This is a genomic window from Streptomyces phyllanthi (genome assembly GCF_009377205.1).
GTDB classification, from domain to species: Bacteria; Actinomycetota; Actinomycetes; order Streptomycetales; family Streptomycetaceae; genus Streptomyces; species Streptomyces phyllanthi.
This window is the reverse complement of record NZ_VJZE01000340.1, coordinates 1-10,118: the sequence shown is the minus strand read 5'-3', so window position 1 is coordinate 10,118 and position 10,118 is coordinate 1. Positions and strand designations below refer to the sequence as shown.

Below are 10,118 nucleotides of genomic sequence, written 5' to 3'. Positions count from 1 at the left end.
CCCGAGATCCCCGGGACCCCGGACCAGCCGGGGACTCCCGACCAGCCCGGTGACCGCACCGAGCCGGGCAACGGCGGCTCGGGGAACAACCCGGGCTCGCAGGGCGTCACCCAGCCCAGGGCCGTCGCACAGCTCGCCGAGACCGGCAGTGAGCTCCCGCTCGGTGTGATGCTGCCCGTGGGCGCGGGCGCGCTGCTCGGTGGCGCTCTGCTCTACCGCAAGGCACGGGCGATGTCGTAAAGGCGACCGTCGCCACACATTGTGCCTGTGGCGTGCACAACGGAACGGGTCCCGCGTCGGCGGGGCCCGTTCCGTTTCAGTCGCCCTTCCTCACCACGTGGCCCGCACCTGGCGGATGATCCGCCGGCGCAACCGCACCCTGCGGCTGCCGTCGCGCAGCAGGCTGAGGCGATCCAGTTCCCAGTGACCGTACTCGGCATGGTCCGTCAGCAGACGTGTGGCGTCCTTGCGGGAGACCCCACGCGGTACGTACACGTCGACAAATTCGTATTCCGGCATCGCATCTATTGTGCGGGCAGAGGCCCGGTACGGATAGCGTCTGCACTATGTCTGATGCTGCGCAGCCCACCGCTGCCGAGGTACGCGCCGCCGCCGAGGCGGTCAAGACCGCGCTCGACCGCCACCTGGCCGCGGTCGAGCGGAGGACGGGTGAGGACGACCCGGCCGTCTACGAGGCGTTCAACGAGCTGGCCGCGGCCGCCGAGGTGTACGACGAACTGCTCTACGACCGCTACGACGAGGTCACGCCCTTCGAGATCCCCGGCACGGTGCCGACCTTCACGGGGCCCGAACCGGACGCCATCAGCGTACTGATCCGCCGCGACTACACCGTGGTGGAGCCACAGCGGCTGCTGGCCCAGGCACAACGGGTGGAAGCCGTGGAGGAGGACCGGAACGGCTCCGGCGATCTGGACGACTCCCTCGGCACGGCCCACGCGCTGGACATCGTGTTCGGCGAGTTCGAGGCGGACGAGATCGCCTCGCGCCACAAGGAGTTCGGGCTGGAGGAGGGTGACTCCACGCTCTGGGTGACGGCCCTGGAGGCGCCGTCCGAGCCGGGGGAGTGGCTGGAGGCCCCCTTCGAGCAGCCCGACGAGGACCTGGTCATCTGCCGCTTCGACGCCAGCACCGCCGAGGACCTGGAATCCCTGGACGCGGACCGCTGAGCCGAGCGGCGCGGCCATGAGTACGGCAGGGCGGCGGCCACCTCGGGTGACCGCCACCTTCGTCGCCGAGTGCCGGGTCGTCATGTGCCGCCCGGCCGCGGGGCTCAACCGGACGCCGGGACCTGGGCCTTGAGCAGTGCGGGCAGACGGGTCGTACGGGGTTTGGCGGGGACCTCGGCGACCGCTCGGGGGAGCGCCTGCTCCACGCCGTGCACCACGGACAGATGGCGCTCGGCGCGGCCGAAGGCCGTGTAGACCCAGGGCCGGGTCAGCGCCTGGGCGGCGTCGCCGGGCAGGACCGCGACCACGGCGGGCCACCGCTGCCCCACGGCCTGGTGCGCGGTCAGCGCCCACCCGTGCCGCACGGACTGCTCCACCCGCTCCTTCGGTACGACGACGGGGGCGCCCGCGCACTCCAGGTGCAGCCCGTCGGCGTCGGCCCGCACCACGCGGCCGGGCACCGTACGGCCCGGCGCGGGGGAGTAGCCGATCCGGTCACCGGGGTCGAAGCCGCCGAAGCGGCCCGGGCCGGGGTTGAGCCGCTCCTTGAGCGCGGCGTTCAGCGCGCGCGTACCGGCGGCGCCGCCGTGGCCCGGTGTGATCACCTGCGTCTGCTCGGGCGGGACTCCGAGCGCTCGCGGCACCGAGTCCGCGACGAGCTGCACGGTCCGGTGCACCGCCTCACCGGCGTCCCGCACGGGCACGATCACGACCTCCTTGCCGGGCGCGTCCACCTGGTGCAGCTCGCCGATCCCGATCCCGGAGACCAGTTCGCCGAGGGGCCCCGGGTCGGGCGTGCGCGAGGCGATCTGGGGGCAGACACGGGCCGCGAGCAGATCCGCGAAGACCCGCCCGGGACCCACGGACCACAGCACCCCCGGATCACCGCTGAGCACCAGCCTCGCCCCGTCGGGCAGCGACTCGGCGAGCACGGCCGCGCTCTCGACGTCGAGCTGCGGGGCGTCGAGCACGACGAGGAGGTCGAGGTCCAGCGCCCCTTCCCCGTCCCGGCCGGGCCCCTGGGCCCCCGACAGGAGCCCGGCCACGGTGACCACGGCTCCCAGGACGTCAGCGGGGCTTTCCGAGGAGTCTTTGGACCGCTGGCCGTCGAGAGCCCCGGACTCGCCCTGCCCCTCCGGGCCGGTCTCCGCCGCTCCGTACCCCGCGGCGGCGAGGAGCTCCGCGAATTCGCGCCGGCCGTCCGCGGTGTGTGTGGCCGCGTATGCCCGCAGACCGAGTGCGCGGGCGGCGGCGACCAGAGCCGCGGGCTCCGCGCGGGACGCCTCGCCGCCGGTGTGCAGCACCAGACCGTGCCCGGTGGCCGCACGGATCAGCTCCGCCGCGGAACGCGGTGCCGAGGCGGCGGCCCGCTCCCACTCGGCTGCGGAACCGTCCTCCTTGGGCACGGAGTTGATCACCCGGGCGAGTCCGTCGGCGAGGCTCTCCTCCGCGAGGGCGTACCGCTCGAGCCCGACGAGGACACGTACGGGCCGCTCCTCGCTCTCGTCGTCGTCCTCGGCCCTGTCGGTGCCCGGAGGGGCGTCGTCGAGGGCGTCCTGGAAGACCAGGGCCTCACCCTCCGCGATCGCGCTCTGCACGGCCGTGTCAGGGTCCGGTACCGAGCGCTGGGCGAGCGCGGCGGTCAGGGCCGGCATCTCCAGGGCCGTGTGGCCCGCGAGCGCCGCCTGCTCCAGCAACCACACGGTGACCGCCCGGGCCCGCCGCTCGTCGTCGGGTCCGCACTCCGGGCCCAGCAACGCCCGCGCGAAGCCGTCGGCCTGCTCGGGCCGCACCCCGAAGACCCGGAGCAACTGCCAGGGATCCGCGCGCAGTCCACCGTCCGCGCCCTCGCCGAGCACGGCGGCGACCTGCGGCGCGAGGGACTCGGGTGCCCCGCCCTCGGCCAGTACGGCGCGTACGGCCTCGACGGCCTCACGCGCGGGGGCGGCCGGAGCCGCGGGGGTCACGGGCACCGGGGGCTCCGGCCGCCGCACGGGCTCGGGCGCGGCCCTGCGGGGCGCCGGCTCGGGCTCGCTGAACGCGGTCGACACGGGCTTGTGGCCGCTCTCCACGGCCCGTACGGCGGCGAGTAGATCGGCGGCCGTCCCGCTGAGCTTGCTCCCGCTCGCGACGGGCCCCTTCTTCTCTGCCTTCCGCCGCTCGATCCGCTCCCGCTCCACCTGCTGGGCCACCAACTCGGCCTCGGCCTCCGACCTTTCGGGCGTGCCTTCGGCAGCCGTGCTCTCGGCAGCCGTGCTCTCGACGGTTGTGCCCTCGGCATCCGTGCCCTCGGCTTCAGGGGCGCCGTGGGTGCCGTCCGCGGCCTCCGGTGGCCCGTCTCCGGTCTCGCGCCCGTCGGTCGCGTCCTCGGGCTCCGTGCTCACAGCGTGCTCCAGTCGTGATCGGGATAGCGGTGCACGGGCGCCGACACGTCGTCGAGCGCCCGGCAGATCTCGTCAGGAAGAGTAAGGGCCTCCACTGACAACGCCGCCGTGAGCTGCAGCGCGTTGCGGGCGCCGACGATCGGGGCGGCCACGCCGGGGCGATCGCGGACCCAGGCGAGGGCCACCTGGAGCGGTGTCGCGGCGAGACCGTCCGCGGCCGTCTGTACGGCGTCCACGATGCTGCTCGCCGTCTCGTCGAGATACGGCGCGACGAAGGGGGCGAGATGCTCGGAGGCGCCCCGTGAGTCGGGCGGTGTGCTGTGCCGGTACTTGCCCGTCAGCACCCCCCGGCCGAGCGGCGAGGACGGCAGCAGACCGACGCCCAGGTCCAGTGCCGCGGGCAGCACCTCGCGCTCCACGCCGCGCTGGAGCAGCGAGTACTCCATCTGCGTACTGGCCAGCCGGGTCCGAATCCCGGGCGCCGCGAGCTGCCAGGTCGCGGCCTTGGCGAGCTGCCATCCGCAGAAGTTGGACACCCCGGCGTACCGTGCCCGGCCGCTGCTGACCGCGAGGTCGAGTGTCTGGAGCGTCTCCTCCAGCGGGGTGTCGGCGTCGTAGGCGTGGACGTGCCACAGGTCCACGTAGTCCGTGCCGAGGCGGGCCAGGGAGGCGTCCAGCGCGGAGAGCAGATGGCCGCGCGAGCCGTCGAAGCGGCGGTCGGGGTCCGGCACGCTGCCCGCCTTGGTCGCGATGACCAGGTCCCGGCGCGGCACGAGCCCTTCCATGAGCTTCCCCAGCAGATACTCGGCCTCCCCGTCGCCGTACACGTCGGCCGTGTCGACGAGGGTCCCGCCCGCCTCCCAGAACACCTTCAGCATGTCCGCGGCGTCGTGCTCGTCGGTATCACGTCCCCAGGTCAGGGTGCCGAGCCCGATCCGGGACACACGCAGGCCGGTACGGCCGAGATGCCTCTGCTCCATGGACGCGACATTACTGTCCGGCACCGCCTGAGCGGGGCGCCTGTGGACAACGGATTTCCGCCCCGACCCACACGCTAGTGTTCCCGCCACAAGACATTACTGATCGGTAAGGGGAATCGGCCATGCAGCTCGGGATCAACCTCGGCTACTGGGGCGCCGGAATGGACGCGGACAATCTCGCCGTGGCCCAGGAGGCCGACCGGCTAGGCTACGCCGTCTGCTGGGCCGCCGAGGCCTACGGCTCCGACGCGGCCACCGTACTCACCTGGGTCGCCGCCCACACCGAACGCATCGACGTGGGCTCGGCCATCTTCCAGATCCCCGCCCGCCAGCCCGCGATGACCGCGATGACCGCCGCCACCCTCGACTCCCTCTCCGGCGGCCGCTTCCGCCTCGGCCTCGGCGTCTCCGGCCCCCAGGTCTCCGAGGGCTGGTACGGCGTCAAGTTCGACAAGCCCCTCGCCCGCACCCGCGAGTACGTCGAGATCATCCGCAAGGCGATGACCCGGGAGCGGCTCTCCTACGAGGGCGAGCACTGGACCCTCCCGCTCCCCGGCGGCCCGGGCAAGCCGATCAAGCTGACCGTTCACCCCCAGCGCGAGCACATCCCGCTGTACATCGCCGCGATCGGCCCCAAGAACCTCGAACAGACCGGTGAGATCGCCGACGGCGCCCTGCTCATCTTCCCCTCCGCGGCCCACCTGGAGGACACCGCGATCAAGTACCTGCGCGCAGGCCGCGAGAAGGCCGGCAGGACCCTCGAAGGGTTCGACGTCTGCCCGACGCTCCCGATCGCCGTCGGCGACGACAAGGACGTGACCGCCCTCGCCGACACGTTCCGCCCGTACACCGCGCTGTACGTCGGCGGCATGGGCAGCCGCAAGCAGAACTTCTACAACCAGCTCGCCCAGCGCATGGGGTACGAGAAGGAGGCCGCCGAGATCCAGGACAAGTACCTGGGCGGCGACAAGCAGGGCGCGGCGGCGGCCGTCCCGCACGACCTGATCGACCAGACCGCGCTGCTCGGCTCCGTGGACCGTATCGCCGACCGGATGAAGGCGTACGCCGAGGCCGGGGTCACCACGCTCACGCTGGCGCCCGCGGGCTTCACGCTGGAGGAGCGCACCGCCTCGCTCCGGGCGGGTGCCGAGGCCCTGGAGCGGGCCGGGCTCGCGTAACGGGAGGGAAGTCTTCCGCGGCCGTGGTGGGGGCTCGGGGGGTCTTCCCCGCCACGGCCGTCACGGGACACAACGCCCCACCGCACCGCTTGGTTACGCGCCGCACGGACCGTTCGGCACTCGCTCGCGGACCGTACGGCGCGTGACGGCGCGGTCCATCTCGTTACGCGCCCCTCAGACCCCGCCCGTCCTCCGTTCGGCGGATTTGTCCGACACAGGTGTTGCCGCCCCCCTGCCACCGCATTTGACTCGTTCTTTGCGGAACCCTGCAGAGAGGTGCCACAGATGCTTTCGGCCAAGAGTCTGTTCCAGGAGATCCTCGACAACGACGAGTCGTTCCGGCTGTTCTGTTCCATCGCCGCCAGCGGGGAGTCGCAGGGCGGTTGGGAGAACGCCCGTATCGCGGCGCTCGTCCCGCAGAGCGAGCGCGCGCTCGCACCCAAGATCACCCGCCATGGCGCCGACGAGGACAAGCACGGGCGGATCTTCAACGCCCTCATGAAGAAGCGCGGCCTCGAACCCGTGGAGGTCCCGCGGGCCGCCGACTACACCATGCTCCTCGAGAGGAACGGCATCGGCCTCGCCCACGAGAAGCTCAAGGGTGACCAGCCGCTCACCGTCCAGGACATCGTCGTCTACCTCGCGCACAGCAGGGTCACCGAACAGCGCGCCTCCGAGGAGATGGAGCTCCTCCGCAAGCACTTCGCCGACCACCCCGTCATCGGCCGCGCGGTCAGGATGATCTCCGACGACGAGGACAACCACCTCGCGTACTGCCACGAGGAGCTGCTGCGCTTCGCGGCCGCGGGCCACGGCCGTATGATCCAGCGCACCCTGCGCGAGTGCGCCCTCGCCGAGATCAGGGTGTACCGGGACGTCAGCCTCGCCGTGATGGCCGGCATGGGGCGCATCCTCGGCTGGCCGAAGGCCAAGTCCGCCGTCCTCGCCGCGGGCATCCACGCCATCTACCTGTACGAGCGGCTCGGCGGCTGGCGCCGCATGGTCTCCCTGAAGATGCCCGAGCGCCGCAACGCCCTCGGCGGCCCGGCGAGCACGGCACCCGAGTTCGCCTAGAACCCCGGTCGGCCCGGACTCCGGCACACGATCCCCCGTCCGCATCCCCTCGTCCCCGTCCATGTCCATACGCGCGCGCGTGGGGTCCGAAACGCCCCCACGCGTGCTACAGCCAGCCCCGCCCCTTGAACAGCCGGAACAGCAGCACCTCCATCACGGCCATCACCGCGATCACCGCGGGATACGTCCACTCCCAGTGCAGCTCGGGCATGTGCTCGAAGTTCATGCCGTAGACGCCCGCGACCATTGTCGGGACGGCGGCCATCGCCGCCCATGACGAGATCTTCCGCATGTCGTCGTTCTGCCGGACGCTCATCTGCGCGAGGTGGGCCGAGAGGACGTCCGACACCAGCCGGTCCAGGCCCTCGACGGACTCGTTCACGCGCGTGAGGTGGTCGCTCACATCACGGAAGAAGGGCTGCGCGCGGTCGTCCACGAAGGGCACGGCCGTGCTGTACAGGCCCGTGCCCGCGAGCCGGGACATCGGGACGGCCAGCGGCCCCGTGGCCCGGCGGAACTCCAGGATCTGCCGCTTGAAGCCGTAGATCCGGGACGCGGTGTGCCGCGAGCTCCCGACGTCCGGGGAGAAGACCTCCGCCTCCAGCTCCTCCAGGTCCGTCTGCAACTCGGTGGCCACGTCCAGGTAGTGGTCGACGGCGGCGTCCGCGAGCGCGTACAGCACGGACGTGGGCCCCTTGCCGAGCAGTTCGGGCTCGCTCTCCAGACGCCGGCGTACGACACCTAGGGGCGAGCCCCCGCCGTGCCGTACGGTCACCACGAACCCCTCCCCGAGGAAGACCATGATCTCGTCGGTGGACACGGTGTCGCCCGCCGGCTCGTACACGACCGGCTTGAGGACCAGGAACAGCGAATCCTCGTACACCTCCAGCTTGGGCCGCTGATGCGCGTTCAGGGCGTCCTCGACCGCCAGCGGGTGCAGCCCGAACTCCTGGGTGACCAGGTCGAACTCCCTCTCGGTCGGCTCGTGCAGCCCGATCCAGACGAAGCCGCCGTCCGCCCGCGCGACCGCCAGCGCGTCGGACAGGTCCTCGGGCCCCTCCGTACGGTGCCCGTCTCGGTACACGGCGCAGTCGACGATCACAGGGCGCGTCCTTCCGCCGTCGGTCCGGGCGCGGAAGCCGGGCAGCGCACACCCCGGCGGAGCCCGAGTAAGCCCCGTTTAGTCTGGGTGGCATGCCCACGTTGATCCTTGTCCGGCACGGACGGTCCACCGCCAACACCTCGGGCCTGCTCGCGGGGTGGACGCCCGGCGTCGCCCTCGACGAGCGCGGGGCCGCGCAGGCCGCCGCGCTGCCCGGGCGCCTCGCCGGGCTGCCGATCTCCGAGGTGGTCGCCAGCCCGCTGCAGCGCTGCCAGGAGACCATCCGGCCGCTCCTCGACGCCCGCCCCGAGCTCAGCCCGCACACCGACGAGCGGATCGGGGAGGCCCACTACGGCGACTGGTCCGGCCGCAAGCTCGCCGAACTCAAGGACGAGCCGCTGATGGAGGTCGTCCAGGCGCATCCGTCGGCGGCCGAGTTCCCCGGCGGGGAGTCGATGCGGGCGATGCAGGACCGGGCCGTGGCGGCCGTACGGGAGTGGAACGCGCGCGTGGAGCGTGATCACGGTGCCGACGCCGTGTACCTCATGTGCTCGCACGGCGACATCATCAAGTCCCTTGTCGCGGACGCTCTCGGGCTTCATCTCGACCTCTTCCAGCGGATCTCCGTGGAACCGTGTTCCATCACAGCGATCCGTTACACCCGGCTGCGTCCGTTTCTCGTTCGCCTCGGCGACACCGGGGATTTCGCCTCCCTCGCCCCTCGCGAGGAAGCGCAGAGCCCGGACGCCCCGGTCGGGGGTGATGCGGGCGCACCGTGATCGTCAACCGCAGTAGGGTGAAGCGGTCGCAGCGGTACTGCACGTGTCAGCGTCGGCAGCCGCGGCGGTCGGTCCCGACATCGATTTCAATGGAGACAGGACGTGTCCCGTCAGGTGTTCCTCTACGACCCCCCGGACCGCTTCGTGGCCGGTACGGTCGGGCTGCCCGGGCGCCGTACCTTCTTCCTGCAGGCCTCCGCAGGGCAGCGAGTCACCAGCGTCGCCCTGGAGAAGACCCAGGTGGCCGCGCTCGCCGAGCGCATGGACGAGTTGCTCGACGAGGTCGTACGGCGTAGTGGGGGCAGCGCCTCCGTCCCGGCCGTGGCCCCCTCCGAGATCTCCGACACGGCTCCGCTCCAGGCGCCGATCGAGGAGGAGTTCCGGGTCGGCACCATGGCGCTGGCCTGGGACGGTGACGAGCAGCGCATGATCGTCGAGGCTCAGGCCCTGGTGGAGTTGGACGCCGACTCCGAGGAGGACCTGGCCGAGGCCGAGGAGAGACTGCTCCAGGACGAGGAGAACGGTCCGCCGATGCTCCGCGTCCGGCTCACCGGCGCACAGGCCCGGGCCTTCGCCAAACGTGCCCTCGACGTCGTCAACGCGGGCCGTCCGCCGTGCCCGCTGTGCAGCCTGCCGCTCGACCCGGAGGGACACGTATGTCCGCGCCAGAACGGATACCGCCGCGGAGCGTGACGTCCGCCGAGCTGCTCGCCGAGGGCGAGCTGACCGTGCGCGGCCGCATCCGCGAGGCGTCCAACGCGGCGCTGTACTGCACGGTGACGTACGAAGGTCAGGAAGCCGCCTGCGTCTACAAGCCCGTCGCCGGCGAGAGACCCCTGTGGGACTTCCCGGACGGGACGCTCGCCCAGCGCGAGGTCGCGGCGTACGAGGTCTCCGAGGCGACCGGCTGGCGCCTGGTGCCGCCCACCGTGCTGCGCGACGGGCCGTACGGCGAGGGCATGTGCCAGCTGTGGATCGAGGGACAGCCGGGCGCCGAGCTCCTCGCGCTCGTCGACGGCGAGGAGCCCGAGGACGGCTGGAAGGCGATCGGCTTCGCCGAGGTGGGCGACGGGAGGACGGCCCTCCTGGTACACGCCGACGACGAGCGGCTGCGCCGCCTCTCCGTGCTCGACGCGGTGATCAACAACGCCGACCGCAAGGGCGGCCACCTGCTGCCGGCCGACGGAAACCGCCTGTACGGCATCGACCACGGCGTCACCTTCAACGCCGAGAACAAACTGCGCACCCTCCTGTGGGGCTGGGCCGGGGAGCCCCTCACGGCGGAGGCGATCGAGGTCCTGACCACACTGCGGGCCACCCTGGGGAAGGACGGCGAGCTGGCCCGACGGCTCTCCCCCCTGATCACCCCCACCGAACTGGACGCCACCCGAGCCCGCGTGGAAACCCTCCTCACCATGTCTCTTATACATATCT

Annotated in this window: 10 protein-coding genes and 1 pseudogene; 7 read left to right on the top strand and 4 right to left on the bottom strand. The window is 72.0% G+C overall.

Going from position 1 to position 10,118, the window contains the following annotated elements; translation table 11 throughout:
* Positions 1 to 240 (top strand): annotated as a pseudogene (locus FNH04_RS33270) (Tat pathway signal protein); the annotation flags it as partial.
* Positions 241 to 330: 90 nt separating this feature from the next.
* Here FNH04_RS33270 and FNH04_RS33265 read toward each other — a convergent pair.
* Positions 331 to 519 (bottom strand): DUF5703 family protein, encoded by a 189-nt coding sequence (locus FNH04_RS33265; protein ID WP_005485166.1) that lies wholly within the window; start codon positions 517 to 519, stop codon positions 331 to 333.
* 47 nt (positions 520 to 566) lie between these two features.
* On the opposite strand from FNH04_RS33265, the gene FNH04_RS33260 reads away from it, so the two are divergent.
* Positions 567 to 1,187, top strand: coding sequence for a hypothetical protein (locus FNH04_RS33260; protein ID WP_152789571.1), 621 nt, complete (start codon positions 567 to 569; stop codon positions 1,185 to 1,187).
* Positions 1,188 to 1,291: 104 nt separating this feature from the next.
* Here FNH04_RS33260 and FNH04_RS33255 read toward each other — a convergent pair whose 3' ends face one another.
* Complete coding sequence (locus FNH04_RS33255) at positions 1,292 to 3,571, bottom strand: helix-hairpin-helix domain-containing protein (protein WP_322724563.1); 2,280 nt, start codon at positions 3,569 to 3,571, stop codon at positions 1,292 to 1,294.
* Entirely contained in the window at positions 3,568 to 4,551 is a 984-nt protein-coding gene (locus FNH04_RS33250) for an aldo/keto reductase (protein ID WP_152789569.1), read from the bottom strand. Before FNH04_RS33250 ends, FNH04_RS33255 begins: the two co-directional genes overlap by 4 nt.
* A 122-nt stretch (positions 4,552 to 4,673) precedes the next feature.
* Here FNH04_RS33250 and FNH04_RS33245 point away from each other — a divergent pair, with 122 nt between their 5' ends.
* Together FNH04_RS33245 and FNH04_RS33240 are read left to right on the top strand one after the other, a co-directional pair.
* The gene (locus FNH04_RS33245; protein ID WP_152789568.1) at positions 4,674 to 5,729 is read left to right on the top strand and encodes an LLM class F420-dependent oxidoreductase; all 1,056 of its coding nucleotides are present in this window, start codon (positions 4,674 to 4,676) and stop codon (positions 5,727 to 5,729) included.
* A gap of 285 nt (positions 5,730 to 6,014) precedes the next feature.
* Positions 6,015 to 6,803: a ferritin-like domain-containing protein gene (locus FNH04_RS33240; protein WP_152789567.1), complete on the top strand. Its 789-nt coding sequence runs from the start codon at positions 6,015 to 6,017 to the stop codon at positions 6,801 to 6,803.
* A 106-nt stretch (positions 6,804 to 6,909) separates the two neighbouring features.
* On the opposite strand, the gene corA is transcribed toward FNH04_RS33240, so the two are convergent.
* The gene (corA, locus tag FNH04_RS33235) at positions 6,910 to 7,905 is read right to left on the bottom strand and encodes a magnesium/cobalt transporter CorA (protein ID WP_322724561.1); all 996 of its coding nucleotides are present in this window, start codon (positions 7,903 to 7,905) and stop codon (positions 6,910 to 6,912) included.
* A 92-nt stretch (positions 7,906 to 7,997) separates the two neighbouring features.
* Between corA and FNH04_RS33230 the strand changes: the two genes are divergently transcribed.
* From FNH04_RS33230 to FNH04_RS33220, 3 genes are all read left to right on the top strand, one after another.
* The gene (locus FNH04_RS33230) at positions 7,998 to 8,684 is read left to right on the top strand and encodes a histidine phosphatase family protein (protein ID WP_152789565.1); all 687 of its coding nucleotides are present in this window, start codon (positions 7,998 to 8,000) and stop codon (positions 8,682 to 8,684) included.
* Positions 8,685 to 8,786: 102 nt separating this feature from the next.
* Positions 8,787 to 9,377, top strand: coding sequence for a DUF3090 domain-containing protein (locus tag FNH04_RS33225; protein WP_322724560.1), 591 nt, complete (start codon positions 8,787 to 8,789; stop codon positions 9,375 to 9,377).
* On the top strand, positions 9,341 to 10,118 hold a 778-nt coding region (locus tag FNH04_RS33220; protein ID WP_152789564.1), incomplete at its 3' end, for an SCO1664 family protein. The genes FNH04_RS33225 and FNH04_RS33220, both read left to right, overlap by 37 nt.